A 24,782-nucleotide genomic window follows, 5' to 3' on the forward strand; every position below is an offset into this window, starting at 1 on the left:
GAATCATCCTGTCTGTGCCGACAAGAACACATAGCGCGGCGATTTGAAGGGGAAAGTTTTGGCCGGCTCAGTCCTCTTCGTCGGCGTCGAGCGCCATCAACAGCGCGGGCCCGTACTGGCTGGTGCGCTCGCCGAGCACCCGGAAGCCGGCCTTCTCATAGGCGCGGATGGCCCTGTGGTTCTTGGGATCGGGATCGATGACGACGCGCGGTGCGCCCTCGTCGAACAGGTCCTGCGCGAATTGCGCGAGGATGGCCGAGCCGTGGCCCACGCCCAACAGTTCCGCCGGGCCGATGGAGATGTCGAGGCCGAGCGTGCCGAAGGGCTGATCCGCATAGGGGTGGTCGTCCTCCAGATGCGGATCGTAGGCCTGCAGATAGGCGATGGGCCTGCCGTCGAGTTCCACGATCAGCGGCTCGACGGATACGCTGTCCATGGCTTCCCGGATCGAAGCCAGCGACGCTTCCGTACCGTCGGTCCACCATTCGGCCACGTGCGGTGCTTCCAGCCAGCGCCGCAGCAGCGGCAGGTCGCCTTCGGTGACGGCTCGGAAGCTGTAGCGTCGCTCCGGCTCAGGTTGCCCCGGCTCAGGCAGCATCGAGGGTTTCGATCACGAAGCTGTGGTTGGTGTAGACGCAGATGTCGGCGGCGATTTCCATCGCCTTGCGGGCGATCTCCTCGGCATCCTTGTCGGTGTCCATCAGGGCGCGGGCGGCGGCCAGCGCATAGTTGCCGCCGGAGCCGATGGCCATGACGCCGTGCTCGGGCTCCAGCACGTCGCCGGTGCCGGTCAGCGCCAGCGACACGTTCTTGTCGGCCACCAGCATCATGGCTTCCAGCCGGCGCAGATAGCGGTCGGTGCGCCAGTCCTTGGCCAGTTCCACGCAGGCGCGCGTCAACTGGTCGGGATATTGTTCCAGCTTGGCCTCAAGCCGCTCCATGAGGGTGAAGGCGTCGGCGGTGGCGCCGGCGAAACCGGCGATGACGTTGCCGCCCTTGCCGATGCGGCGCACCTTCTTGGCGTTGCCCTTCATGATGGTCTGGCCGAGGCTTACCTGCCCGTCGCCGGCGATGACCACCTTGCCGCCCTTGCGCACGGTGATGATGGTCGTGGCGTGCATGGTCAGTTCATTCGACATTTGGAGCTCCGATGTCGCGCCGGCCCTTCATCTGAAGCGAGCGGCACATTACGAGATGTTTCGCCTGCTTATTTATGTCGCCGCCACGCGATTGCAAACGCCGCTTTGCCAACTGGCAATCGCCCCCTCATGCTGCTAGAAGGCTTGCGTTTTCCAGTTTGCCCTTGAGGATAAGGGGAAGGGTTCATGGTCGAGCGTTCCGCCGAGGTCAGCCGCAAGACGAAGGAGACCGAGATCACGGTCTCGCTCGATGTCGACGGCGCCGGCAAGTCCGACATCTCCACCGGCGTCGGCTTCTTCGACCATATGCTGGACCAGCTTTCGCGCCATTCGCTGATCGACATGACGGTGCGCGCCAAGGGCGACCTGCACATCGACGACCACCACACGGTCGAGGACACCGGCATCGTCATCGGGCAGGCCCTGGCCAAGGCGCTGGGCGAGCGGCGCGGCATCATGCGCTATGCCTCGATCGATCTTGCCATGGACGAGACGCTGACCGGCGCCGCCGTCGACGTTTCCGGCCGGCCGTTCCTCGTCTGGAACGTCGAATTCTCGTCGCCCAAGATCGGTACCTTCGACACCGAACTGGTGCGTGAGTTCTTCCAGGCGCTGTCGCAGCATGCCGGCATCACGCTGCACGTCACCAACCACTACGGTGCCAACAACCATCACATCGCCGAAACCTGCTTCAAGGCGGTGGCGCGGGCGTTGCGCGCGGCGACGGAGCCCGATCCGCGCCAGCCGGACGCCATTCCCTCCACCAAGGGATCGCTGAAAGGGTAGCGATGGCCAGCCATGTCGTGATGCTGCCGCCCGACGGCAGCCCGCAAAGCCGGGCCGAGCAGGCGGTGCTGCTGCGCGACGGTTTCTCGTGGCCGGCGTTCCTCGTGCCGCCGCTGTGGCTGTTGTGGCACCGGCTGTGGGCGGAGGCGATCATCGCCTTTCTGGTCATGGGGGCGTTCACCGGTTTCGGCGAAATGGCCGGCATGGGCTTCGCCGGTTCGCTGCTGGGGCTGCTGGTTTCCATCTATGTCGGGCTGGAAGGACAGGCGATGCGCGTTGCGGCGCTCCGCCGCCGCGGCTTTCGCCAATGGGGTGTGGTCGAGGCCGGCAATGCCGACGAAGCCTATATGCGCTATGCGCATGAGGCGGCCGCCGAACCTGACGAACCGGAACCCGCCATGGCCATCGTTCCGGCAGAAACCGCGGGGCAGCGCCCGCTACGGCCTGCGCCTTCGCTCGGCCTGATCCAATACGGCAGAAACTGACATGCGCGTCGCCATCATCGACTACGGTTCGGGCAATCTGCGCTCGGCGACCAAGGCTTTCGAGCGGGCGGCGCGGGAAGCCGGCATCGCGGCGTACATCGAGCTGACGGCGGATGCGGATCGCGTGCGCGGCGCCGACCGCATCGTGCTGCCGGGCGTCGGCGCCTATGCCGATTGCGCCGCCGGCCTGCGCGCCGTCGAAGGCATGTGGGAGGCGGTCGAGGAAGCGGCGATCGCGCGCGCCCGGCCGTTCCTCGGCATCTGCGTGGGCATGCAGCTCATGTCCGAGCGCGGGCTGGAAAAGACGGTCACGCAGGGCTTCGGCTGGATCGCGGGCGACGTGAAGGAAATCGCGCCGTCCGATCCTGCGCTCAAGATCCCGCAGATCGGCTGGAATACGCTTCGCGTGACGCGCGACCATCCGCTGTTCGACGGCATTCCGACCGGGCCGGACGGGCTGCATGCCTATTTCGTCCATTCCTACCAACTCGATGCACGGAAGCCCGAACAGGTGATCGCACTGGCCGACTATGGCGGCCCGGTGACGGCCGCGGTGGCGCGCGACAATCTCGTTGGAACCCAGTTCCACCCCGAGAAGAGCCAGTCGCTCGGCCTGGCGCTCATCGCCAATTTCCTGCGCTGGAAGCCGTAAGGAGGCGGACATGAGCAAGAAGGGCTACTGGATGGCGATGGTGGATGTTCGCGATCCTGAACACTACGGTAGATATATCGAGGCGAACGGGGCGGCCTTCGCCAAATACGGCGCGAAATTCCTGGTGCGCGCCGGGCGTTTCGAAAACCCCGAGGGCCCTACCGGCAACCGCCATGTCATCGTCGAGTTCCCTTCCTACGAGGCGGCGCTGGCCTGCTACAATTCGCCCGAATACCAGGAAGCGCTGAAGCACAGGCTGGCCGGTTCGGTCGGCAAGGTCGTCATCGTCGAGGGAGCCTGACATGATCCTTTTCCCCGCCATCGACCTCAAGAACGGCCAGTGCGTGCGCCTCAAGCTGGGCAACATGAACCAGGCGACCGTCTACAACAACGATCCGGCCGCGCAGGCCCGCGCCTTCGAGGAGCAGGGCTTCGAGTGGCTGCATGTCGTCGATCTCAACGGCGCCTTCGAGGGGCAGAGCGTCAATGGCGCGGCCGTCGAGGCGATCCTCAAGACGACGAAGAACCCGGTGCAGCTCGGCGGCGGCATCCGCACGCTGGCGCATATCGAAAGCTGGCTGGACAAGGGGCTGGCCCGCGTCATCCTCGGCACCGTGGCGGTGCGCGCGCCCGAGCTTGTGAAGGAAGCCTGCAAGGCATTCCCCGGCAAGGTGGCCGTCGGCATCGACGCGCGCGGCGGAAAAGTGGCGGTCGAGGGCTGGGCCGAAGCCTCCGAACTCGGGGTCACCGAACTGGCGAAGAAGTTCGAGGGCGCGGGCGTGGCGGCGATCATCTACACCGACATCGACCGCGACGGCGTGCTGGCCGGCATCAACTGGACCTCGACCATCGATCTGGCCGAGGCGGTGTCGATCCCGGTGATCGCCTCAGGCGGGCTCGCTTCCATCGCCGACATCGTGCGCATGACCATGCCCGATGCGGCCAAGCTCGAAGGCGCGATTTCCGGCCGTGCCCTCTATGACGGACGCATCGATCCAGCCGAGGCGCTCGCCATTTTGCGCGAGGCGCGTGAACGGCAGGCGGCGGCGCAATGAAGCTCTCCCTTGTCCTCGCCCCCTATGACAGCGGGCACTACCAATCCGGCTTCGGCCAGGGGCCGGACGCGCTCGTCACCGGCGGGCTGGTCGAGGCGCTGACGCTGGCGGGCCACGATGTCGACGTCGAGGACATCGGCAAGGTGGGCGGCGACCAGCCGCGCGAGATCGCCACCGGCTTTGCCGTGTGCCGGGCGGTGGCGGGCAGGGTCGATGCGGCGCTGGAGGATGGCCGTTTCCCGGTGGTGCTGGCCGGCAACTGCCTCACCACCGTTGGCGCGGTGGCTGGAGAACAGGCCGATTCCATTATCTGGTTCGACCAGCACGGCGATATCAATACGCCGGAAACCTCCGTGCACGGCTTCCTCGACGGCATGGCGCTGGCGATTGCGCTTGGCCTGTGCTGGAAGCCGATCGCGCACACGGTTCCCGGCTTTAAGGCGATCGACCCGGCCCGCTGCCTGCTGGTCGATGCGCGCGACCTCGATGACGACGAGCGCAAGCTGCTCGACGCGCTGCCCGTGCTGCGTTCCACATGTACGAGCGCCGTCGAACAGGCGGGCAAGCTGAACGCGGCCGGCGCGGTGCGCACGCATCTGCATATTGACCTCGACGTTCTCGATCCTGACATGTTGCAGGTGAACCGCTACACGACGCCCGGCGGCCCGGACCCGAACGAATTGGGGAAGATCGTCTGCGGCATCGGCCGCTCCATGCCGATCAGCGGCGTCACGCTCTCGGCCTATGACCCGGCCTTCGACCCGCAGGGCGACGTGCCGCCGGTGGCGGGCCATCTGCTGGTCGACCTGCTCGCGGCGCTTGAACGCATCTGATGGACAAGGAATTTTCCGCATGACTCTCAAGGCCCGCGTGATCCCTTGCCTGGATGTGAAAGACGGCCGCGTGGTGAAGGGCGTCAATTTCGTCGATCTGGTCGATGCCGGCGATCCGGTGGAGGCCGCCCGCGCCTATGACGCGGCCGGCGCCGACGAGCTTTGCTTCCTCGACATCACCGCTTCTTCCGACAACCGCGAAACCATTTTCGACGTGGTGGCGCGTACCGCCGAACAGTGTTTCATGCCGCTGACCGTCGGCGGCGGCGTGCGGCAGGTGGCCGATATCCGCAAGCTGCTCCTGGCCGGCGCCGACAAGGTGTCGATCAACACGGCGGCGGTGAAGAACCCGGAATTCGTGGCGGAAGCCGCCGACAAGTTCGGCAACCAGTGCATCGTCGTGGCCATCGACGCCAAGAAGGTCAGCGGCGAAGGCGAGGCGGACCGCTGGGAGATCTTCACCCATGGGGGACGCGAGAAGACAGGCATCGATGCCGTCGAGTTCGCCCGGCGCGTGGTGGACCTTGGCGCCGGCGAAATCCTGCTCACCTCCATGGACCGCGACGGCACCAAGGTCGGCTACGACATCGCGCTGACGCGGGCGGTGGCCGATGCCGTGCGCGCCCCAGTGATCGCCTCCGGCGGCGTCGGCAATCTCGACCACATGGTCGCGGGCATACGTGACGGCCACGCGACGGCGGTGCTCGCCGCCTCGATCTTCCACTTCGGCACCTATTCCATCGCCGAAGCCAAGGCGCATATGGCCGCCGCCGGCATCGAGGTTCGACTCGACTCCGGCCCGGATCGGCACTAAACGGCGCCATGGCCAGTTTCTCGCTCTCCGACCTGGAAGCCACGATCCGCGAACGGGCGCGCTCGGGCGATGCGGAATCGTGGACCGCGCGGCTGTTCGCCAAGGGCATGGACAAGGCCGCCCAGAAGCTCGGCGAGGAAGCCGTCGAAACGGTCATCGCCGCGGTCAAGGGCGATACCAAAGGCGTCATTTCGGAAAGCGCCGACCTTCTCTATCATTGGCTTGTCGTGCTGGCGATCGCGGGCGTTTCCCTCGACGATGTGCTGGCCGAACTCGAGCGGCGGACCGGGCAGTCGGGCGTCGCCGAGAAGGCATCCCGGAGCCAGCCGGGCTGACGCCCGAAGCCGAGGGGCAGGAGACGCGATGGATCAGCTTGCGCCGACCGCACAATATTCTCCCTACCTGTTCTTCTCGGCGCAGGAATGGTCGAAATTCAGGGCCGATACGCCGCTGACCCTGACCGGCGAGGAAATCAACCGGCTGCGTTCGCTCAACGACCCGGTCGACCTCGACGAGGTGCGCCGCATCTACCTGTCGATGTCGCGCCTGCTCTCCGCCCATGTCGAGGCGAGCCAACTTCTGGCCGAGCAGCGCCGCGTCTTCTTCAACGGCAAGACCACGACCAAAACGCCGTTCATCATCGGCATCGCCGGCTCGGTCGCGGTGGGCAAGTCGACGACGGCGCGCGTGCTGAAGGATTTGCTGGCGCGCTGGCCTTCCAGCCCCAAGGTCGACCTGATCACCACGGACGGCTTCCTGCTGCCCAACGAGGTTCTGCGCCGCGAGGACCTGATGGAGCGCAAGGGCTTTCCCGAAAGCTACGACGTCGGCGCGCTGCTGCGCTTCCTGTCGGCCATCAAGTCCGGCGAGAAGGACGTGCAGGCGCCACTCTATTCGCACCTGACCTATGACGTCATTCCGGGCGCCTTCACCACCATCGACCGGCCGGACATATTGATCTTCGAGGGTCTCAACGTCCTGCAGCCGCGCCACCTGCCGCCGGACGGCAAGTTCGTGCCCTTCCTGTCGGACTTCTTCGACTTCTCGATCTATATCGATGCCGACGAGAAGCTGATCCACGACTGGTATATCGCCCGCTTCATGCGGCTGCGCGAAACCGCCTTCCGCAACCCGGATTCGTTCTTCCACCGCTATTCGCAGCTTTCCGAAGGGGCGGCGCAGGCGATCGCCGAGGGGCTGTGGATGAACATCAACCTGAAGAACCTGCGCGAGAACATCCTGCCGACGCGCCCGCGCGCCGACCTTATCCTGCGCAAGGGCGCCGACCATCTCGTCGAGGAAGTGGCGCTCCGGAAGCTGTAGGACCCTTTGGGTTCTGCCGGAAACGGCCCCTCACCCTTACCCTCTCCCCGCAAGCAGGGAGAGGGGGCCACCAGCGTTGCGGACAGCATCCTTCTCCCCGCTTGCGGGGAGAAGGTCCCGGCAGGGGGATGAGGGGCGATTTGGTCCGGACCTGAAAGGCCCAGTTCAGCCTACTCACTCACGCGGCGCAGCGTCAGGTTGATGCGGCCGCCATTCTTCAGAAGCGGCGAGGTCCGCGGGTAGATGCGGTCGACGCCGTGATAGGCGAGGCGGCTTTGCCCGCCCAGCACCAGCACGTCGCCGCTCGCCAGCCGGAGCGACGCGGTCGGGCCGCCGCGCTCGGCGGTGCCGACCCGGAAACGGCAGTCGTCGCCCAGCGAGACCGACACCACCGGCGCGGAAAAATCGGATTCGTCGCGATCCTGATGCAGGCCCATGCGGGCGCGCTCGTCGTAGAAATTGACGAGGCAGGCCTGCGGCGGCTTTTCATGGCCGGCAACGTCGCGCCAGATCGCCAGCAGCGTTTCCGGAATCGGCGGCCAAGGCTCGCCGGTGACCGGATGGACGGGCTGGTAGCGGTAGCCGCGCTCCTTGTCGGTGACCCATCCCATTTCGCCGCAATTGGTCATGCGCACGCTCATTTCCTTGCCGGTGCGCGGCATGGCCGGCACGAACAGCGGCGCGGCCTGCACGATCCGCCTGATCTCCTCGACCAGCCCGGCCTGCTGCGACGGCGACAGATAGAGGGGAAAGTGGCGGACGCCTTCTGGCAGAGCGGACATTGGCCTGTTCCTGATCGGCAGACATTGGAATGCCAAAAAACAGAACGGCGACCCGAAAGCCGCCGTTCCTTCAAAAAATCCTCGAATCTCAGCCCAGATCGGGAATGCGCAGCACCTGGCCGGGATAGATCTTGTCGGGGTGGGTCAGCATCGGCTTGTTGGCCTCGAAGATGACGGTGTATTTCGAGGCCTTGCCCTTGCCGTAATGGGCCTCGGCGATCTTGGAGAGGTTGTCGCCCTTCTTGACCGTGTAGAAAACCGCTTCCTTGACCGTGGCGTCCGGAGTCGCCACCGTCAGCTCATCGGCCTGCACCTTGGAGACACCCAGCGTATTGCCGACCGCGATGATCGCCTTTTCGAGCGCCGACTGGTCCGCGACTTCGCCCTTCAGCACCGCCGTGTCGCCGTTGACCTCGATCTTGACGTTGTCAGTGCCGAGCTTGTGGGAATCGAGTTCCTTCTTCAGCGCGTCCGCATCCGGGGTTTCGTCGTCGCCAAAGCCGAGCTTGGCACCGACGTTCTTCACGAAGTCGAAAATACCCATTGTGGTCTCCTTCTATCAACCGATGTGGTATTCGCAGTTAGCAAGTAAACATGGAAGAGACGGCGGGATTTTCAATCGTTTTCGATCCTGCCCCGCAATTTCTTCACCACCGAGCGGCCGGCCTTGGCCTTCAGGCGGCGTTCCACCGAGCCTTTGGTGGGTTTCGTCTTCTTGCGCGGCGGCGGTGGCGGCTCGGCCGCCCGGGCGACGAGTGCGGCCAGCCGCTGGCGGGCATCGGCGCGGTTCTGCTCCTGCGTCCGGAAACGGGCAGCCTCGATGACGATGACGCCGTCCTTGGTGGCGCGCTGGCCGGCGAGCCTGATCGTGCTTGCGCGCACGCGCTCCGACAGGCCGCGCGCATTGGCGGCGTCGAAGCGCAACTGCACGGCGGTCGCCACCTTGTTGACGTTCTGGCCGCCCGGCCCGGAAGCGCGGATGAACACTTCCTCGAGCTCGTCGTCGTGGATGACGGCTTCCCTGCCGATGATGATGTCGTTCTCGGTGCCCATGGTGCAGTCATGCGGCCTGAAAGACAAAAAGAAAAGGCCCGATCGGGACCGGGCCTTTCTGCTGTCGGGTTCTCTAAGCCTTATTCGGCGGCTTCCTGAAAGTGGGGAGCCGCGCTCCTCACCGCGGCGTCGACGTGGCTCTCGAACTTGCCGAAATTGTCGATGAACATGCCGACCAGCTTGGCCGCCTGAAGGTCATAGGCCTGCTTGTCGGCCCAGGTCGAGCGCGGGTCGAGGATCGACGGGTCGACGCCCGGCACCGAAACCGGCACTTCGAAGCCGAAATTGGGGTCGGTGCGGAATTCGACCTGCTTGAGCGAGCCGTCGAGCGCGGCCGTCAGCAGGGCGCGCGTCGCCTTGATCGGCATGCGGCTGCCGACCCCGTAGGCGCCGCCGGTCCAGCCGGTGTTGACCAGCCAGCAATCGACGCCGTGCGTGGCGATCAGTTCGCGCAGCAGGTTGCCGTATTCCGAGGGGTGGCGCGGCATGAAGGGCGCGCCGAAGCAGGTGGAGAAGGTCGCTTCCGGCTCGGTCACGCCGCGCTCGGTGCCGGCCACCTTGGCGGTGTAGCCGGACAGGAAATGGTACATGGCCTGCGCCGGGGTGAGCTTCGCGATCGGCGGCATCACGCCGAAGGCGTCGGCGGTCAGCATGATGATGTTCTTCGGATGGCTGGCCTGGCCGGTGGCGCTGGCGTTGGGGATGTAATCCAGCGGATAGGCACAGCGCGTGTTCTCGGTGCGCGAGCCGTCGTCGAAGTCCGGCACGCGCCTGTCGTCGAGGATGACGTTTTCCAGCACCGTGCCGAAGCGGCGCGTGGTGGCGAAGATTTCCGGCTCGGCCTCGGCCGAGAGGCGGATGGTCTTGGCGTAGCAGCCGCCCTCGAAATTGAAGATGCCGTGCGGGCCCCAGCCATGCTCGTCGTCGCCGATCAGCGTGCGCTTCGGATCGGCCGAAAGCGTGGTCTTGCCGGTGCCGGAGAGGCCGAAGAACACGGCCGCATCGCCGTCGGGGCCCTCATTGGCCGAGCAGTGCATGGGCATGACACCCTTGGCGGGCAGGACGTAGTTGAGCGCGGTGAACACCGACTTCTTCATCTCGCCGGCATAGCGGGTGCCGCCGATCAGCACGATCTTGCGGGTGAGGTCGACGGCGATCAGCGTCTCGCTGCGGCCGCCATGGCGGGCATTGTCGGCGCGGAAGGACGGCAGGTCGATGATCGTCATTTCCGGCACGAAGCCGGCAATCTCCTCGTCGGAAAGACGGATCAGCAGGTTGCGGATGAACAGCGAATGCCAGGCGAATTCGGTGACGACGCGGGTCGGCAGGGCCAGCGAGCGGTCGGCGCCGCCGATCAGGTCCTGCACGAACAGGTCGCGGGTCGCGGCGTGGGCGAGGAAATCGGCATGGAGGGCATCGAACTGCGCCCGCGTCATGGCGTTGTTGTTGTCCCACCAGACGTGATCCTCGGTGTTCTCGTCGCGGACGACAAACTTGTCCTTGGGCGAACGGCCGGTGTACTGCCCGGTGTCTGCCACCAGCGCGCCATGTGCGGTGAGCTGGGCTTCGCCGCGGCGGACCGCCTCCTCGCAAAGCTCGGCCGGCCCGAGATTGAAGTGCACCTTGCCGGAGGTGCGAAGGCCGAGTGCATCGAGCCCGAGTGCAGGATTGCGTTTGCCGATTTCCGACATGGAAGTCCTTTCAATGTACGCGGATGCAAAGGATGCGGGGCCGTCGCTGCCGAGGCCTTTTCCGGTGAGAACCAGAAAAAACAAACAATATCAAATCATTAATCGATTTAAAAAATTTGAAAGTTGTTTAAATCGTTTAGATGTGGGAAAAGTGCAGGGCTGCTGGCGGGATGCCCGGGCACCGGGTTTGGTCGACGCCGGCTGCAAGGGTGTGCGGCAGCACGGCGCGGTTGAATGCACGCGCCACATTTTGTACCTAATTTGTCCTGCACAAGCCCTTCTGCTTTGAGAAGGGACAGTCGCCCATGAGGGAGCCGCTCGAAATGGCAACGATCGCGCTTGTCGACGACGACCGCAACATCCTGACCTCGGTCTCCATAGCCCTGGAATCCGAAGGCTACCGGGTCGAGACCTACACGGACGGCGCGTCGGCGCTGGAGGGGCTGGCCGCCCGTCCGCCGAACCTCGCCATTCTCGACATCAAGATGCCGCGCATGGACGGCATGGAGCTTCTGCGCCGCCTGCGCCAAAAGACCGACCTTCCGGTCATCTTCCTGACCTCGAAGGACGACGAGATCGACGAATTGTTCGGGCTCAAGATGGGCGCCGACGACTTCATCCGCAAACCCTTCTCGCAGCGCCTTCTGGTCGAGCGCGTCAAGGCCGTGCTGCGCCGCGCCGGCGCCCGCGAAACCGCCGCCAAGACGCCGAACCAGCAGACCCGTTCGCTGGAGCGCGGTCAGCTCGTCATGGACCAGGAGCGCCACACCTGCACCTGGAAGGGCCAGCCGGTGACGCTGACGGTGACCGAATTCCTTATCCTGCACTCGCTGGCGCAAAGGCCGGGCGTGGTGAAGAGCCGCGACGCGCTGATGGATTCGGCCTATGATGAACAGGTTTATGTCGACGACCGTACCATCGACAGCCACATCAAGCGGCTGCGCAAGAAGTTCAAGGCAGTGGACGAGGACTTCGAGATGATCGAGACACTGTATGGCGTCGGCTACCGCTTCAAGGAAGCGTAAGGCGGCAACGGGGGCCGCAGGGCCATGGCCATGGAAGCAGAGCTGAAGAAGCCGGCGGGCGCCGCGAGACGCCCGGCCCGCCGTCTTTCGGTGCTGTCGCGCGTGACGGTGCCGATCCGCCGCTTCCTCGGCCATCACTTCTTCTCCAGCCTCACCAGGCGCATCCTGTTCGTCAACCTGGCCGGCCTCGCGGTGATGGTGACGGGCATCCTCTACCTCAACACCTTCCGCGACGGCCTCATCGACGCGCGTGTCGAAAGCCTGATGACGCAGGGCGAGATCATCGCCAGCGCCATCGCCTCCTCGGCCACGATCGAGACCGATTCGATCAGCATAGACCCGGAAAAACTGCTGGAACTCCAGGCCGGCGAGAGCCTGGCGCCGAGTTCCGACCAGCTCGACAACCTCGATTTCCCGATCAATCCCGAGCGCGTCGCGCCGCTGCTGCGCCGGCTGATCTCGCCGACCAAGACCCGCGCCCGCGTCTACGACCGCGACGCGGTGCTGCTGCTCGATTCGCGCCGGCTCTATTCGCGCGGCCAGATCCTGCGCTACGACCTGCCGGCGATAGACGGGGACCAGCCGAACATATTGGAGCGGGTGGAGAAGTTCGTCTTCGACCTGTTCCGCAACCGCGACCTGCCGATCTACCACGAGCAGCCGGGCGGCAATGGCGCGGCCTATCCCGAGGTGATGAAGGCGTTGACCGGCAGCCCCTCGACCATCGTGCGCATTTCGGAGAAGGGCGAGCAGGTGGTGTCGGTGGCGGTGCCGATCCAGCGTTTCCGGGCCGTGCTCGGCGTGCTGATGCTGTCCACCGAAGGCGACATCGACAAGATCGTCGCGGCGGAACGCAAGGCGATCCTGCGCGTGTTCGGCATCGCGGCGCTGGTGACGGCGCTGATGTCGCTGCTTCTGGCCTCGACCATCGCCAATCCGCTGCGCCGGCTGGCGGCGGCGGCCGTGCGGGTGCGGCGCGGCGTCAAGAGCCGCGAGGAAATTCCGGATTTCTCCGACCGGCAGGACGAGATCGGCAACCTTTCCATTGCGGTGCGCGACATGACCAATGCGCTCTATGCCCGCATCGAGGCCATCGAGAGTTTCGCGGCCGATGTCAGCCATGAGCTGAAGAACCCGCTGACCTCGCTGCGCAGCGCGGTGGAGACGCTGCCGCTGGCCAAGTCGGACTCCTCGCGCGCCCGGCTGATGGAGGTCATCCAGCATGACGTGCGCCGGCTCGACCGGCTCATCACCGACATTTCCGACGCCTCGCGTCTCGACGCGGAGCTCGCCCGCGAGGATGCCTCCGGCGTCGACCTCAAGAAATTCCTCACCGACCTCGTGGCGGTGTCGCGCGAGGCCTCGCGGCACAAGAAGCCGGTCGACATCCAGCTCCATATCGCGGCGCAGCCACAGGGGGTCAAGGGCTATCGCGTCAGCGGCCATGAGCTGCGGCTGGGGCAGGTCATCACCAACCTGATCGAGAACGCGCGCTCCTTCGTGCCGGACGACCACGGCGTCATTACGATTTCCCTGGAGCGGTCGGGCAATTCGCACATCATCACCATCGACGATAACGGGCCGGGCATCCGTGCCGATGCGGTCGAGCGCATCTTCGAGCGCTTCTATACCGACCGTCCGTCCGGCGAGGCGTTCGGCCAGAATTCCGGCCTCGGCCTGTCGATCAGCCGCCAGATCATCGAGGCGCATGGCGGCACGCTGACGGCGGAGAACATTCCCGGCGGCAAGCCGGGAGAGGCGCGCGGCGCGCGCTTCACCATCACCTTGCCGGTGGAGCCGTGAGCGCTTCCGGCCCCGCCGCCGGCCGCACCAACATCCACGCCACCGCTGTCCTGGCCGGCGATCGCGGCATCCTGATCACCGGACCGTCGGGTGCCGGCAAGAGCACCCTGGCAATCGCCCTGATCGGGCGCCTGCGCGCCGGCGGGCGCTTTGCCCGGCTGGTGGCCGACGATCAGCTTTTCGTGAGCGGTCATGGCGGACGGCTGGTCTGCCATGCGCCGCCCGCCATCAGCGGCCTGGTCGAGGTGTTCGGCCTCGGCCCGCGCGAACTGGCAAGCGAGCCCGCCGCCGTCATCGACCTGGTCGGACGGCTGGTGCCGGCCGGCGCGGTGGCGCGCATGCAGGAGGAGGCGAGCGAGGTCATCGCCGACTGCCGGGTGCCGCGCATCGACCTGCCGGCCGGGGATGTGATTTCGGCCGCGCAAATGCTTATATCGTGGCTGAGACTGCCGCCTTTCAGCGGAAATTGATGCTGCGGTGCGGCAAAATGGCTCGCTATGGTGCACTTTAGGGCTTGTCAACGCGCCGCGTCTCGACAAGATAGCGCACCCAACGCCGCCGGGGTGGCGAGTATAAAAAGCGCTTGTGAAGGGGCCATGACGGGAGCCATCCAACGATGATCGGACTCGTGCTCGTCACGCACGGTCGACTGGCTGACGAGTTCCGCAACGCGCTGGAACATGTCGTCGGCCCGCAGGACCATTTGGCGACCGTGGCCATCGGCCCCGATGACGATATGGAACAGCGCCGCCGCGACATCGTCGGGGCCGTTGCCGAGGTGGACACGGGCGCCGGCGTCATTGTGCTGACCGACATGTTCGGGGGCACGCCCTCCAACCTTGCCATCTCGGTAATGGAGGCCGGCCGCACCGAGGTGATCGCCGGCATGAACCTGCCGATGCTGATCAAGCTGTCGAGCGTGCGCAAGAACGACGACATGCCCGTGGCGCTGGAGGAGGCGCAGGCGGCCGGGCGCAAATACATCAACGTTGCCAGTCAACTGTTGGCCAGCAAATGAGCGGCGGACTGGACGACATGGAAGAACTGGCGCGCGAGGTGGAGATCGTCAACCAGCGCGGCCTGCATGCCCGGGCCTCGGCCAAGTTCGTCCAGATGGTCAGCGGGTTCGACGCCGTCGTCTCGGTCGAGAAGGACGGCATGCGCGTCGGCGGCACCTCGATCATGGGCCTGATGATGCTCGCCGCCAGCCCCGGCTGCTCGATCCGGGTGCTCGCCAGCGGCCCCGACGCGGAAGCCGCGCTCGACGCGCTGGTGGAGCTGATTTCCAACCGCTTCGGCGAGGAAGTCTAGAGCGCGTCGCGATCTTCCAGGTTCGCTCCGTGCCGGTTGATAACGTAACCCGATCCCCATCATAATTCCGGAAGCCGCAGCGAAACGAAAGCTGTCCGGGGTCCATTCCGTGACTTTGAAGGTTCCGGCATGGATTCCCGACACTCTCCGCTCCCTGCGGTCGCTCCAAGGTCGAGAATCCATCCCGAAACCTTGCCGAGGATGGAAAAAGCGGTGGCCAAGCCGTAAGGCTACGTCTCCCGCCTTTGGGGATGATAGGCAGGACAGAATCTGAAGGGCTCCGGCGAAGGCAGGTCGCGCCTCAGGGCTCCAGCTCGACATCCCAGTAGAGAAAGTCCATCCAGCTTTCATGCAGATGGTTGGGCGGGAACAGCCGGCCGTTGTTGTGAAGGTCCTGGACGGTGGGGCGGTAGGGCTTCTGCTGCGGCCACATCCGGGCCTGCGACGGAAGCATGCCCCCCTTGCGCAAATTGCAGTGGGAACAGGCGGCGACTATGTTCTCCCACGTCGTCGTGCCGCCACAACGACGTGGGATCACGTGGTCGAAGGTGAGATCCTCTGCCGTGTTGCAATACTGGCAGCGGAAACGGTCGCGCAGGAACACGTTGAAGCGGGTGAAAGCAGGATAGCGCGACGGCTTCACATAGGTCTTGAGGCTGACCACGCTCGGCAGCTTCATGGTGAAGCTGGGCGACGAGATCGCATGCTCGTATTCGGCGACGATGTTGACACGGTCGAGGAACACGGCCTTGATGGCGTCCTGCCACGACCACAGCGACAGGGGGTAATAGCTGAGCGGGCGATAGTCCGCGTTCAGCACCAGTGCGGGAAGCCCATCCGGGGATACGGCGACCGTCACTTGCCCAGTCTCCTTTCCGTCTGCTCGACGCCGCGGATACTGTACGCCTCCCATGACAGGGATGTGAAGCGGATTGTGAGGCCGCAAACCCCTCAAACACGCGTGTTTGAAGCGTTTTCTTGAGGCTTCAGGCCGGCGGCGCGGCCTCGCGGCCCCGCAACTCGCGATAGTAGGCCCAGAATAGGCGCGCCGCGACGCCTCGCCATGGGCGCCATGATTCGGCCAGACGCAGAAGTTCCTTCTCGGCGGGGCGCGGATCGATGGCCAGCGCATGGCCGACGGCGGTTTGCAGCGCCACGTCGCGGGCCGGGAAGATGTCGGGATGGCCGGCGGCAAACAAAAGGTAGCAATCGGCCGTCCAGGTGCCGATGCCTGGAATGGCGGTGAGCAGCCGGTGGGCCTCGCCGGCATCGAGCTGGCAGAGCCCGTCGAGGTCGAGTCCCTGCGCCACCGCGGCGGCCGCGGCGAGCAGGCCGCGCTGCTTGGGGCGCGACAGGCCGGCGGTGCGGAAGGTGTCCTCGCCGGCTTCCAGAACGGCCTCCGGCGTCAGCGGATCGAGCAGTCCGGTCAGGCGGCCGAAGATGGCGTCGGCGCTGGCGCGCGAAACCTGCTGCGACACCAATATCGAGGCGAGGCTGCGGAAACCGGGCTCCGAGAGGCGCAGCGGCACCTCGCCGGCCTTCGTCCTGACCGTGGCGAGGCGCGGGTCGAGCGTGCACAGCGCGTCGAGGCCGAGCGCGATGTGGTCAGTCGTTTCGATGCGTTGCATATGCCGTCGATGCCCTGCCAGGGTGGCTTGTGTCCGTTGATGGCCGAGAGTAGCAATCGCCGCAAGAGCCGAACAACCCGATTGCCGCCACCAGATGACAGGATCGACCTTCCGCTTCGCGCCGAGCCCAAATGGCGAGCTGCATCTGGGCCATGCCCTGTCGGTATTGCTCAACAGCGATCTGGCGAAGGCCGGTGACGACAGGCTGCTTCTGCGCATCGAGGACATCGACCTTACCCGCTGCACGCCTGAATATGAGGCCGGCATCCATGAGGACCTGCGCTGGTTGGGCATCGGATGGGAAGAGCCCGTGCGGCGCCAGTCCGAGCATTTCGAGGACTATGCGCAGGCATTGGCGCGGCTCATTGAGGAAGAACTGGTCTACCCGGCCTTCATGAGTCGGGGCGAGATCAGGGCCTTCATTGCCGGTCAGGACAAGGCGGGGCGGGACTGGCCGCGCGATCCGGACGGCGCGCCGCTCTATCCGGGGCTCGACAAGTCGCTGGGAACGGCGGAAAGGCAGCGGCGCATCGGGGACGGCCAACCCTTCGCCTGGCGGCTGGACGTGGCGGCGGCACTGGCGCGTCTTGACCTGTCGCCGGGCCGCCCTCTGGAATGGCGGGAGTATGACGACGACGATCTTGGGCGGTTCCGAACGGTTGCGGCCGATCCTTCCGCCTGGGGCGACGTCATTCTGGCGCGGCGGGAAATCCCGACCAGCTATCACCTGTCCGTCATCGTCGACGATGCCTTGCAGGGCGTGACCCATGTGGTGCGGGGCCGCGACCTCTACCATGCCACCGCGATCCAGCGCCTGTTGCAGGAACTGCTCGGCCTGCCGGCGCCGGCCTATCGCCATCACCGCCTGATCCTCGATGCGGAAGGGCGCAAGCTGTCGAAGACCCTCGGGCACACCGGGCTTGCGGCGCTGCGCGCCGACGGAAAGACACCCGGCGACATCAGGCGACTCGTCGGCCTGTGAGCCGATGGCCCACCGGTTTTCCTTTGCCTGTCCGGTCCGGGGGCATTAAGGCATGCGGCCTGACTACGGGCGACCCTCCCGCCCGGCTGAAAGGTTCATGATGAAGCGGTTCATTCCCCCACTCTTCGTCGTCCTGTGGGCGACCGGCTTCATCGGTGCGCGCTACGCCATGCCGTGGGCCGAACCATTCACCTTCCTGAGCGGACGCTTCGTCATCGCGGCGGCCCTCTTTGCGCTCCTGCTGCTCGTGCTGGGCTCGCAAAGACTGCCGCGCAACACCGTGCTGCACGCCATCGGGGCCGGGGCGCTGATGCACGGCGTCTATCTGGGCGGGGTGTTCTGGGCGATCCACAAGGGCATGCCAGCCGGACTTTCGGCGCTGGTCGTCGGCCTGCAACCGCTGATCACGGCGGTGATGGCGGGGCAGGTGCTCGGCGAGAAAATCCTGCCGCGCCACTGGCTGGGCCTTGCCATCGGGCTGGTCGGGGTGGTCACCGTGCTGTGGCCGAAGCTCGGGGTCGCCGGCAGCGGCATCACCGCCGCCACGCTGGAGGCATCGGTGCTTGCCGTCGTCGCCATCAGCGCTGGCACGATCTGGCAGAAGCGCCACGGCTCCGGCAGCGATCTGGTGGCGGGCACGTTCTGGCAATATGTCGGCGGCGCGGCGGTGGCGGTGCCGGCCTCGCTGCTGTTCGAGACGCGGGCCGTGGTGCTCAACGGCGAACTCGTCTTTGCCATGGCCTGGCTGGTGCTGGTGCTTTCGGTGGGCGCGATCTTCCTGCTGATGATCCTGATCCGCGACGGCGAGATGGCGAAGGTCGGCTCGCTGTTCTACCTGGTGCCGGCGGTGACCGCGCTGATGGCATGGGCGCTGTTCGGCGAGAGCCTGACGCCGGTGCAGATCGTCGGCATGGCCGTCACCACGCTCGGCGTCGGGCTGGCCACGGCCCGCGCGCCGGGCCTTCAGGCGCCGACGCGGGCGCGCGCTTCCAGATAGCGGCTGATGGCGGCGTTCAGTTCTCCGCCGAGGATGAAGATCGCCGAGATGATGTAGAGGAAGACGACGGCGATCATGATCGAGGCCAGCCCCGCATAGGTCGAGGCATAGGAGGAGAAATTGTCGATATAGGTGCCGAACACCACCGAACCGACCAGCCAGGCGACGAGGGTGAAGCCGATGCCGGGCAGGATCGACAGCAGGCTGCGGCGCCCGGCAGGCAGCCAGAAATGCACCGCGAACAGCCCGCCGATGATCACCGTGGCGGCGATGGCGTAACGCCAGAAGGTGATTGTGCCCATATAGGGGCCGATCCATTCCAGCCGTGCTTCGGCAAGGCGGGCGATCAGCGGCGCGAACACCAGAAGCACGCTGATGGCGAAGAAGACGGCCGACCCGATCAGCACGAAGACGAGGCTCTGCACCCGGCGGTGGATGATGCCGCGGTTCTCCGTCACCCGGTAGGCGCGGTTGAGCGAGGTGCGCAGCGCCTCGATGCCGTTGGAGGCGAAGAAGGCGGCGAGCAGGACGCCGTAGGTGAGCAGGTCGGTGCGCTGCACCGTGAGCACGTTCAGCACTTCGCGCGCGATGGGCTGGGCGATCTGTTCGGGCCATGTGTCGAACACCAGATGCACCGCGGTATCGGCGAAAGCCTGGGCGCCGAGGAAGGACGCCAGCGTGGTGGCGAAGATCAGGAACGGGAACAGCGCCATCAATGCCGAGATGGCCAGATGACTGGCCATGGCCCAGCCGTCATCATAGTTGAAATGCCCGAGCGCGTCATAAAGAACACGTTTGACGGCTACGATCCTGCGTAACAATGGCCCGTCCCGTGATTGAATCGAGGCCGCGAATATGGGAAGGGTTGGCCCCGAAAGACAAGCCCCAGGGAAGAATGACCGGTCCTGCAGCACAGTCGCCCACAATCATTGTGACCGGGGCATCGTCGGGCATCGGCGCCCATTGCGCCCGCGCTCTCAAGGCGGACGGCTGGCGGGTTTTCGCCACGGCGCGCAAGGATCAGGACATCGAAGCGTTGCGAAACGACGGGTTCGAGGCGTTCTATCTCGACTATCGCGAGCCCGAATCGATCGAGGCGCTGGTGGAAGCGGTGATGGAGCGGACCGGCGGCCGGCTCGATGCGCTCTACAACAACGGCGCCCATGCGCAGGCCGGCGCGGTCGAGGACCTGCCGGTGGAGGCGCTGCGCGAGCAGTTCGAGGCCAACGTCTTCGGCTGGCATGACCTTACCCGCCGCGTCCTGCCCGCCATGCGGGCGCAGGGCCATGGAAGGCTGGTGCACTGCTCGTCAATCCTCGGCCTGATGCCGGCGCGTTTGCGGGGGGCCTACTGCGCGTCCAAGCATGCGGTGGAAGGCCTGATGCTGGCTCTGCGCCAGGAACTGGAGGGCAGCGGCATCCATGTCTCGCTGATCGAGCCGGGACCGGTGCGCTCCAATATCCACCGCAACGGCATGACCTGGTTCCTGAAGCATGTCGATTACGGCAATTCGCACTATCGGGACGACTACCGGGCCCAGCTCGAGCAGGTGCGCGAGGCCAACGACAAGGTGCGGGCCGACCCGGCGGTCGTCTACCGGGCGCTCCACCATGCGCTTGTGTCGCGGCGCCCGCGGCCACACTATGTGGTAACGGTGCCGGCCAGGATCGGGGTGCTGATGAAGCGCCTGCTTCCCGCGGGCGTGCTCTACCGCATCCTTTCCCGAGCCGCCTGACAGAAGACAAACCGGACACATTCCCATGGCAACCGTATTCAACGTCATCGCCGTCATCTTCATGTTCGCCGTGGTCGTGGTTCTGGTCCGCGGTCTCGTCAACATGATGCGCGGCGGCTCGGGCAACACCTCCAACAAGCTGATGCAGGCGCGCATCATGCTTCAGTTCGTGGCGCTGGTGTTTCTCCTGCTCGCGCTTTATCTGACCGGCAGGTAAGGGATCAGGGAGGGTTTCATGGTCAGGCTGAACAAGATCTACACCCGCACCGGGGACGGCGGCACCACCGGGCTCGGCACCGGGGAGCGGCGGCTGAAATGCGACCAGCGGGTGGAAGCCTTCGGCGCGGTCGACGAGGCCAATGCCTGCATCGGGCTCGCCCGGGTGCATACGGGCGGGGCGCATGCCGGGATCGACGCCATGCTCGGCCGCATCCAGAACGATCTGTTCGATCTCGGGGCCGATCTTGCGACGCCGGACACCGGCAAGAAGCTGGACTACGAGCCGCTGCGCATCGTCGCCTCGCAGGTGACGCGGGTGGAGCAGGACATCGACCTCCTCAACAAGAACCTGTCGCCGCTGCGCTCCTTCGTGCTGAATGGCGGCACGCCGGCTGCGGCCGCGCTGCATCTGGCCCGCACGGTGGCCCGCCGGGCCGAGCGCGAGATGGTGGCACTGGCGCAGCAGGAAGGCGAGCACGTCAATCCGGAAGGCATCCGCTACATCAATCGCGTGTCGGACCTGCTGTTCGTGGCGGCGCGGGCGGTCAATGACAACGGAAATGCCGATGTGTTATGGGTGCCGGGCAAGAACCGCTGAGCGATTTCTCTGAGCCCGTGCCGGCAGGAGCCCCATGTTCATTCCGCTGCATGACGCCAACAGCCTGCACCACATCAAGCTCCAATATGTCACGATCGGCCTGATCGCGCTCAACGTCATCGTCTATTGCACCACGCGGCTGGCCGGCGAGGACTTCTCCAACGCCGCCATGCTCGGCCTCGGCTTCATCCCCTCGGTGATCTACGACAACGCCGAGCTCGCACCGCAATTCGTTGTGGTGCCGGAGCAGTGGAGCTACCTCACCTATTCGTTCCTGCACCTCGATATCCTGCATCTGGGCGGCAACATGCTGTTCCTGTGGGTGTTCGGCGACAATGTCGAGGACGCCATGGGGCATTTGCGCTTCCTTGCCTTCTATCTGCTGTGCGCGGCAGCGGGCGCCTTCGTGCACGGGATGGTGGCGCCGGAATCGCAGGCGCCGCTGATCGGTGCCTCGGGCGCCGTGGCCGGGGTCGTCGCCGCCTATCTGCTGTTGCACCCCCGGGTAAAGGTGTGGATCCTCGCCTTCGGCCGCATTCCGCTGCGTGTGCCGGCCTATCTCGCGCTGGCTGCCTGGATCGCCCTGCAATTCGTCATGTTCCTCGGCTTTGCCGAGGACCAGATTTCCTGGGCCTGCCATGTTGGGGGCATTATTGCGGGGGCGGTGCTCCTCCTGGTTTTCAAGCGCCGCGACGTGCCGCTGTTCGACCGGGAGGTGGTTCTGCCGCGCAGCGTGGCGGTGGAGCAGAAGAGCGCGCTCGAACCCGTGGACAAGGAACCGGCGCCGCGCTGGGGCAGGCAATAGGATTGCGGCAATTCAAACGATTTTGTTTGCACTGCACATATTGACGGGTCTGGAGCCCCAAACTACGGTTCCGGCCGCCTGGGGAAGCCCCTCCGCCACTACAGGCGCCGAATACCACGACATGGCGCTGGAAAATGTCGGCTTTGGACAATTTTGACAGGGAAAGCGCTGCTATTGCGCATCCAAGGAAATCTCGAGAGGTGAGTTAGCGATGAAAGTTCTCGTGCCCGTGAAGCGGGTTGTGGATGCGAATGTCAAGGTTCGGGTGAAGGGCGACGGCTCGGGTGTTGAGCTTGCCAATGTGAAGATGGCGATGAACCCGTTCGACGAGATTTCGGTGGAGGAGGCGATCCGCCTGAAGGAAGCGGGCAAGGTCGAGGAGATCGTGGTGGTGTCGATCGGGCCTCAGCAGGCGCAGGAGACGCTGCGCACGGCGCTGGCCATGGGCGCCGACCGCGCGATCTTGGTCAAGGTGGACGAGGCGGTGGAGCCGCTGGGCGTGGCCAAGGTGCTGAAAGGGGTGGTCGAGGCCGAAGAGCCGGGCCTGGTGATCCTCGGCAAGCAGGCGATCGACGACGATTGCAACCAGACCGGCCAGATGCTGGCCGCCCTTCTGGGCTGGGCCCAGGGCACCTTCGCCTCGAAGGTGGAGATCGACGGCGACAAGGCGAGGGTGACGCGCGAGGTCGACGGCGGCCTGCAGACGGTGGAGTTGAAGCTGCCGGCGATCGTGACCACGGACCTGCGCCTCAACGAGCCGCGCTATGCGTCGCTGCCCAACATCATGAAGGCCAAGAAGAAGCCGCTGGACGAGAAGAGCCCGGCCGATTTCGGCGCCGACGTCGCCCCGCGCCTGAAGGTTCTGAAGACCGAGGAGCCGGGCGGGCGCAAGGCGGGCGTCAAGGTCGGCTCGGTGGCCGAGTTGGTCGACAAGCTGCGCAACGAAGCCGGCGTTCTCTGAGCGAAGCGGAAAGGGATAAAACCATGGCAATTCTTCTCATCGCCGAACATGACAACGCCTCGCTGTCGGACCAGACCGCCAAGGCGCTGAGCGCGGCCTCGCAGATCGGCGGCGACGTCGACGTGCTGGTCGCCGGCAAGGGCGCCAAGCCCGCCGCCGATGCCGCCGCCAGGCTCAAGGGTGTCCGAAAAGTGCTGCTGGCCGAAGCCGACGAGTTGGCCGAGCGCCTGGCCGAGCCGTTCGCGGCGCTGGTCGTGTCGCTGGCCCCCGACTACGACACCATCGTCGCCCCGGCGACCTCGTCGGGCAAGAACGTCGCCCCGCGCGTCGCCGCCCTGCTCGACGTGGCGCAGGTCTCGGAGATCGTCGAGGTCGTCTCGCCCGACACCTTCAAGCGTCCGATCTATGCCGGCAACGCCATCCAGACGGTGCAGGCGAGCGAGCCGAAGAAGGTCATCACCGTGCGCACCGCCTCCTTCCAGGCCGCGCCGGAAGGCGGCTCGGCCGCCGTCGAGACCGTCAACGCCGCCGCCGATCCCGGCGTGTCCTCTTTCGTGGAGAACAGGCTGTCGGAGAGCGACCGTCCGGAGCTGACCTCGGCCCGCATCATCATCTCGGGCGGCCGCGCGCTGGGCTCGGCCGAGAAGTTCCAGGAGGTGATCCTGCCGCTGGCCGACAAGCTGGGCGCGGCCGTCGGCGCTTCCCGTGCCGCCGTCGATGCCGGCTATGCCCCCAACGACTGGCAGGTCGGCCAGACCGGCAAGGTGGTCGCCCCCGACCTCTACATCGCCTGCGGCATCTCCGGCGCCATCCAGCATCTGGCCGGCATGAAGGATAGCAAGGTCATCGTCGCCATCAACAAGGACGAGGAAGCCCCCATCTTCCAGGTCGCCGACTACGGCATCGTCGGCGACCTCTTCACAGTCCTCCCAGAACTCCAAAAGGCGCTTTGACCGCGACACGCAGAGCGTATTAAACTGTTGCGGACGGGGTAGACGAAGTCGCCCCGTCCTTTTAGTTTGCACTGCACAAATTTCAGTCAGACGGGGTCAGGAATGAGCAAGATCGGAACGGTCGGCATCGTCGGAGCGGGCCAGATGGGCGGAGGTATCGCCCATGTCTCGGCTCTGGCCGGCTACGATGTGCTGGTCTACGACATCTCGGCCGACCGCATCGAGAAGGGCTTGGCGACGATCAGCGGCAACATGGCGCGGCAGGTGTCGTCGGGCAAGCTCGAGGAAAAGGCCCGCAAGGATGCGCTGGCGCGCATTTCCGGCGCCCAAGCCATGTCCGACCTTGCCGCCGCCGATCTCGTCATCGAGGCGGCCACCGAGGATGAGACGGTCAAGCGCAAAATCTACGCCGAGCTTTGTCCGCAGCTCAACCCGACGGCGATCCTCGCCACCAACACCTCCTCGATCTCCATCACGAGGCTGGCGGCACAGACCGACCGCCCGGAGCGTTTCATCGGCATTCATTTCATGAACCCGGTTCCGGTCATGAAGCTGGTCGAGCTGGTGCGCGGCATCGCCACGGAGGACCAGACCTTCGAGGCGGCCAAGGCCTATGTGAACAAGCTCGACAAGACGATCACCGTGTCGGAGGATTTCCCGGCTTTCATCGTCAACCGCATCCTGCTGCCGATGATCAACGAGGCGATCTACACGCTCTATGAGGGTGTCGGCTCGGTGGAGGCGATCGACACGGCGATGCGGCTCGGGGCGAACCATCCGATGGGCCCGCTGCAGCTTGCCGACTTCATCGGCCTCGACACCTGCCTGTCGATCATGCAGGTGCTGCATGACGGCCTGTCGGATTCCAAGTACCGACCGTGCCCGCTGTTGGTGAAATATGTCGAAGCCGGCTGGCTCGGCCGCAAGACCGGGCGGGGCTTCTACGACTATCGCGGCGAACATCCGGTGCCGACGCGCTGATTTTCATCTGCCTGCAGCGGACAGGGCCGCCGCATATTGCTCTGGCAAACACGTCATCGTCATCAACTCTGATGGTTTTTGATTGTCTCTGAGCCTTGCGTTGAGGGTTATGATGATCTTTCGCATGGTCGCTGCGATTGCGAGGATCGGTGGTTTTCCGTTGGCGATGAG

The 24,782-nt window shown here is 65.5% G+C and carries 33 protein-coding genes; 24 read left to right on the forward strand and 9 right to left on the reverse strand.

The features are described from left to right. Nucleotides 1-67: 67 nt before the first annotated feature. Together ABID37_RS22930 and hslV are read right to left on the reverse strand one after the other, a co-directional pair. Nucleotides 68-598 carry a GNAT family N-acetyltransferase gene (locus ABID37_RS22930; RefSeq protein WP_354199069.1) on the reverse strand — a complete coding sequence of 177 codons (531 nt, stop codon included), beginning with the start codon at nucleotides 596-598 and terminating at the stop codon, nucleotides 68-70. After that, a complete protein-coding gene (gene hslV, locus ABID37_RS22935; protein ID WP_354199071.1) occupies nucleotides 588-1,139 on the reverse strand; it encodes an ATP-dependent protease subunit HslV in 552 nt (183 codons plus the stop codon). The genes ABID37_RS22930 and hslV overlap by 11 nt, the downstream gene beginning before the upstream one ends. Before the next feature lie 186 nt (nucleotides 1,140-1,325). Between hslV and hisB the strand changes: the two genes are divergently transcribed. From hisB to coaA, 9 genes are read left to right on the forward strand one after another with little or no spacing between them, the layout of a single operon-like run. Continuing rightward, nucleotides 1,326-1,925: an imidazoleglycerol-phosphate dehydratase HisB gene (gene hisB / locus ABID37_RS22940; protein WP_354199073.1), complete on the forward strand. Its 600-nt coding sequence runs from the start codon at nucleotides 1,326-1,328 to the stop codon at nucleotides 1,923-1,925. Nucleotides 1,926-1,927: 2 nt separating this feature from the next. Further along, the gene (locus tag ABID37_RS22945) at nucleotides 1,928-2,410 is read left to right on the forward strand and encodes a DUF2628 domain-containing protein (RefSeq protein WP_354199075.1); all 483 of its coding nucleotides are present in this window, start codon (nucleotides 1,928-1,930) and stop codon (nucleotides 2,408-2,410) included. 1 nt (nucleotide 2,411) lies between these two features. Then, nucleotides 2,412-3,062, forward strand: coding sequence for an imidazole glycerol phosphate synthase subunit HisH (gene hisH / locus ABID37_RS22950; RefSeq protein WP_354199077.1), 651 nt, complete (start codon nucleotides 2,412-2,414; stop codon nucleotides 3,060-3,062). A 10-nt stretch (nucleotides 3,063-3,072) separates the two neighbouring features. Further along, entirely contained in the window at nucleotides 3,073-3,363 is a 291-nt protein-coding gene (locus ABID37_RS22955) for a DUF1330 domain-containing protein (RefSeq protein ID WP_354199079.1), read from the forward strand. Between the two features lies 1 nt (nucleotide 3,364). After that, nucleotides 3,365-4,117, forward strand: coding sequence for a 1-(5-phosphoribosyl)-5-[(5-phosphoribosylamino)methylideneamino]imidazole-4-carboxamide isomerase (gene hisA, locus ABID37_RS22960; protein ID WP_354199081.1), 753 nt, complete (start codon nucleotides 3,365-3,367; stop codon nucleotides 4,115-4,117). Further along, the gene (locus ABID37_RS22965; RefSeq protein ID WP_354199083.1) at nucleotides 4,114-4,950 is read left to right on the forward strand and encodes an arginase family protein; all 837 of its coding nucleotides are present in this window, start codon (nucleotides 4,114-4,116) and stop codon (nucleotides 4,948-4,950) included. The genes hisA and ABID37_RS22965 overlap by 4 nt, the downstream gene beginning before the upstream one ends. Before the next feature lie 19 nt (nucleotides 4,951-4,969). Next, nucleotides 4,970-5,764, forward strand: coding sequence for an imidazole glycerol phosphate synthase subunit HisF (gene hisF / locus ABID37_RS22970; RefSeq protein ID WP_354199085.1), 795 nt, complete (start codon nucleotides 4,970-4,972; stop codon nucleotides 5,762-5,764). A gap of 8 nt (nucleotides 5,765-5,772) precedes the next feature. Further along, on the forward strand, nucleotides 5,773-6,099 hold the full coding sequence (locus ABID37_RS22975; protein ID WP_354199087.1) for a phosphoribosyl-ATP diphosphatase: 327 nt from the start codon (nucleotides 5,773-5,775) through the stop codon (nucleotides 6,097-6,099). Between the two features lie 28 nt (nucleotides 6,100-6,127). Continuing rightward, a complete protein-coding gene (gene coaA / locus ABID37_RS22980; protein ID WP_354199089.1) occupies nucleotides 6,128-7,087 on the forward strand; it encodes a type I pantothenate kinase in 960 nt (319 codons plus the stop codon). Nucleotides 7,088-7,257: 170 nt separating this feature from the next. On the opposite strand, the gene ABID37_RS22985 is transcribed toward coaA, so the two are convergent. The 4 genes from ABID37_RS22985 to ABID37_RS23000 form a co-directional block, all read right to left on the reverse strand. Continuing rightward, nucleotides 7,258-7,869 (reverse strand): alpha-ketoglutarate-dependent dioxygenase AlkB family protein, encoded by a 612-nt coding sequence (locus ABID37_RS22985; RefSeq protein WP_354199091.1) that lies wholly within the window; start codon nucleotides 7,867-7,869, stop codon nucleotides 7,258-7,260. A gap of 88 nt (nucleotides 7,870-7,957) precedes the next feature. After that, complete coding sequence (lysM, locus tag ABID37_RS22990) at nucleotides 7,958-8,413, reverse strand: peptidoglycan-binding protein LysM (protein ID WP_354199093.1); 456 nt, start codon at nucleotides 8,411-8,413, stop codon at nucleotides 7,958-7,960. A gap of 71 nt (nucleotides 8,414-8,484) precedes the next feature. Next, nucleotides 8,485-8,922, reverse strand: coding sequence for an alternative ribosome rescue aminoacyl-tRNA hydrolase ArfB (gene arfB, locus ABID37_RS22995; protein ID WP_354199094.1), 438 nt, complete (start codon nucleotides 8,920-8,922; stop codon nucleotides 8,485-8,487). An 80-nt stretch (nucleotides 8,923-9,002) separates the two neighbouring features. Next, nucleotides 9,003-10,613 carry a phosphoenolpyruvate carboxykinase gene (locus ABID37_RS23000; RefSeq protein WP_354199096.1) on the reverse strand — a complete coding sequence of 537 codons (1,611 nt, stop codon included), beginning with the start codon at nucleotides 10,611-10,613 and terminating at the stop codon, nucleotides 9,003-9,005. 13 nt (nucleotides 10,614-10,626) lie between these two features. Here ABID37_RS23000 and ABID37_RS23005 point away from each other — a divergent pair, with 13 nt between their 5' ends. The 6 genes from ABID37_RS23005 to ABID37_RS23030 all read left to right on the forward strand — a co-directional run bounded on the left by ABID37_RS23005 (nucleotide 10,627) and on the right by ABID37_RS23030 (nucleotide 14,752). Next, the gene (locus ABID37_RS23005; protein WP_354199097.1) at nucleotides 10,627-10,902 is read left to right on the forward strand and encodes a hypothetical protein; all 276 of its coding nucleotides are present in this window, start codon (nucleotides 10,627-10,629) and stop codon (nucleotides 10,900-10,902) included. Nucleotides 10,903-10,936: 34 nt separating this feature from the next. Further along, nucleotides 10,937-11,638, forward strand: a complete 702-nt coding sequence (locus ABID37_RS23010; RefSeq protein ID WP_354199131.1) for a response regulator — start codon at nucleotides 10,937-10,939, stop codon at nucleotides 11,636-11,638. 30 nt (nucleotides 11,639-11,668) lie between these two features. Beyond that, nucleotides 11,669-13,441: a sensor histidine kinase gene (locus ABID37_RS23015; protein WP_435521625.1), complete on the forward strand. Its 1,773-nt coding sequence runs from the start codon at nucleotides 11,669-11,671 to the stop codon at nucleotides 13,439-13,441. Then, nucleotides 13,438-13,911 carry an HPr kinase/phosphorylase gene (locus tag ABID37_RS23020; RefSeq protein WP_354199101.1) on the forward strand — a complete coding sequence of 158 codons (474 nt, stop codon included), beginning with the start codon at nucleotides 13,438-13,440 and terminating at the stop codon, nucleotides 13,909-13,911. The genes ABID37_RS23015 and ABID37_RS23020 overlap by 4 nt, the downstream gene beginning before the upstream one ends. A 146-nt stretch (nucleotides 13,912-14,057) precedes the next feature. Further along, the gene (locus ABID37_RS23025) at nucleotides 14,058-14,459 is read left to right on the forward strand and encodes a PTS sugar transporter subunit IIA (protein ID WP_354199103.1); all 402 of its coding nucleotides are present in this window, start codon (nucleotides 14,058-14,060) and stop codon (nucleotides 14,457-14,459) included. Between the two features lie 17 nt (nucleotides 14,460-14,476). Continuing rightward, nucleotides 14,477-14,752 (forward strand): HPr family phosphocarrier protein, encoded by a 276-nt coding sequence (locus tag ABID37_RS23030; RefSeq protein WP_354199133.1) that lies wholly within the window; start codon nucleotides 14,477-14,479, stop codon nucleotides 14,750-14,752. A gap of 301 nt (nucleotides 14,753-15,053) precedes the next feature. Here the strand turns inward: ABID37_RS23030 and ABID37_RS23035 are convergent, their stop codons facing one another. Together ABID37_RS23035 and ABID37_RS23040 are read right to left on the reverse strand one after the other, a co-directional pair. Next, nucleotides 15,054-15,611 (reverse strand): HNH endonuclease, encoded by a 558-nt coding sequence (locus ABID37_RS23035; RefSeq protein WP_354199105.1) that lies wholly within the window; start codon nucleotides 15,609-15,611, stop codon nucleotides 15,054-15,056. A gap of 127 nt (nucleotides 15,612-15,738) precedes the next feature. Next, nucleotides 15,739-16,380 carry a DNA-3-methyladenine glycosylase family protein gene (locus ABID37_RS23040; RefSeq protein WP_354199107.1) on the reverse strand — a complete coding sequence of 214 codons (642 nt, stop codon included), beginning with the start codon at nucleotides 16,378-16,380 and terminating at the stop codon, nucleotides 15,739-15,741. Nucleotides 16,381-16,474: 94 nt separating this feature from the next. Between ABID37_RS23040 and gluQRS the strand changes: the two genes are divergently transcribed. Continuing rightward, on the forward strand, nucleotides 16,475-17,362 hold the full coding sequence (gene gluQRS, locus ABID37_RS23045) for a tRNA glutamyl-Q(34) synthetase GluQRS (protein ID WP_354199109.1): 888 nt from the start codon (nucleotides 16,475-16,477) through the stop codon (nucleotides 17,360-17,362). 97 nt (nucleotides 17,363-17,459) lie between these two features. Beyond that, the gene (locus ABID37_RS23050; RefSeq protein WP_354199111.1) at nucleotides 17,460-18,359 is read left to right on the forward strand and encodes a DMT family transporter; all 900 of its coding nucleotides are present in this window, start codon (nucleotides 17,460-17,462) and stop codon (nucleotides 18,357-18,359) included. On the opposite strand, the gene ABID37_RS23055 is transcribed toward ABID37_RS23050, so the two are convergent. After that, nucleotides 18,326-19,180, reverse strand: a complete 855-nt coding sequence (locus ABID37_RS23055; RefSeq protein ID WP_354199113.1) for a YihY/virulence factor BrkB family protein — start codon at nucleotides 19,178-19,180, stop codon at nucleotides 18,326-18,328. The two genes, ABID37_RS23050 and ABID37_RS23055, sit on opposite strands and share 34 nt — an antisense overlap. A 74-nt stretch (nucleotides 19,181-19,254) precedes the next feature. Between ABID37_RS23055 and ABID37_RS23060 the strand changes: the two genes are divergently transcribed. The 7 genes from ABID37_RS23060 (at nucleotide 19,255) to ABID37_RS23090 (ending at nucleotide 24,611) form a co-directional block, all read left to right on the forward strand. Then, nucleotides 19,255-20,094: an SDR family oxidoreductase gene (locus ABID37_RS23060; RefSeq protein ID WP_354199115.1), complete on the forward strand. Its 840-nt coding sequence runs from the start codon at nucleotides 19,255-19,257 to the stop codon at nucleotides 20,092-20,094. A gap of 25 nt (nucleotides 20,095-20,119) precedes the next feature. Then, nucleotides 20,120-20,311: a twin transmembrane helix small protein gene (locus ABID37_RS23065; protein WP_354199117.1), complete on the forward strand. Its 192-nt coding sequence runs from the start codon at nucleotides 20,120-20,122 to the stop codon at nucleotides 20,309-20,311. A gap of 18 nt (nucleotides 20,312-20,329) precedes the next feature. After that, nucleotides 20,330-20,911 (forward strand): cob(I)yrinic acid a,c-diamide adenosyltransferase, encoded by a 582-nt coding sequence (locus ABID37_RS23070; protein ID WP_354199119.1) that lies wholly within the window; start codon nucleotides 20,330-20,332, stop codon nucleotides 20,909-20,911. A gap of 34 nt (nucleotides 20,912-20,945) precedes the next feature. Continuing rightward, on the forward strand, nucleotides 20,946-21,716 hold the full coding sequence (locus ABID37_RS23075) for a rhomboid family intramembrane serine protease (protein ID WP_354199121.1): 771 nt from the start codon (nucleotides 20,946-20,948) through the stop codon (nucleotides 21,714-21,716). A gap of 211 nt (nucleotides 21,717-21,927) precedes the next feature. Next, nucleotides 21,928-22,677, forward strand: a complete 750-nt coding sequence (locus ABID37_RS23080; protein WP_354199123.1) for an electron transfer flavoprotein subunit beta/FixA family protein — start codon at nucleotides 21,928-21,930, stop codon at nucleotides 22,675-22,677. A gap of 23 nt (nucleotides 22,678-22,700) precedes the next feature. Then, nucleotides 22,701-23,630: an electron transfer flavoprotein subunit alpha/FixB family protein gene (locus ABID37_RS23085; RefSeq protein WP_354199125.1), complete on the forward strand. Its 930-nt coding sequence runs from the start codon at nucleotides 22,701-22,703 to the stop codon at nucleotides 23,628-23,630. A 102-nt stretch (nucleotides 23,631-23,732) separates the two neighbouring features. After that, a complete protein-coding gene (locus tag ABID37_RS23090) occupies nucleotides 23,733-24,611 on the forward strand; it encodes a 3-hydroxybutyryl-CoA dehydrogenase (protein WP_354199127.1) in 879 nt (292 codons plus the stop codon). The last annotated feature ends 171 nt before the right edge of the window (nucleotides 24,612-24,782 follow it).

The sequence above is a fragment of the Aquamicrobium terrae genome, assembly GCF_040545735.1.
Lineage (GTDB): Bacteria > Pseudomonadota > Alphaproteobacteria > Rhizobiales > Rhizobiaceae > Mesorhizobium > Mesorhizobium terrae_A.